The organism is Paraclostridium dentum (assembly GCF_012922555.1).
Taxonomy (GTDB): Bacteria; Bacillota; Clostridia; order Peptostreptococcales; family Peptostreptococcaceae; genus Paraclostridium; species Paraclostridium dentum.
On sequence record NZ_WIPK01000180.1, the window covers coordinates 1 to 338 of the forward strand.

Consider the following 338-nt stretch of genomic DNA (forward strand, 5'->3'; position numbering starts at 1 on the left):
GTCAGGGACGAGTCGACGGTGGACGAGACGTCGCTGCAGCGGAAGTCGACCGACACGAGCGGCTCGTCGCACACGGACAGGATGCCGCTGAGCTCCTTGGACGCGGCCTCCCTGAAAGCCTCGTTCACCTCCTCGGCGAACGTCTTCTTCTCCACCTGCACCACGAGGTCCACCACCGACACGTTGGGGGTCGGGACACGGAGGGCGATCCCGTTGAGCTTGCCCTTGAGCTGGGGTAGGACGAGGGCCACCGCCTTCGCCGCGCCGGTGGATGTGGGCACGATGTTGAGCGCCGCCGCCCTTGCGCGCCTCAGGTCGCGATGACTGGCGTCGAGCAG

Annotated in this window: 1 pseudogene; it reads right to left on the reverse strand. The window is 67.8% G+C overall.

Going from position 1 to position 338, the window contains the following annotated elements:
* Positions 1-338 (reverse strand): annotated as a pseudogene (locus GFJ41_RS21290) (type I glyceraldehyde-3-phosphate dehydrogenase); the annotation flags it as partial.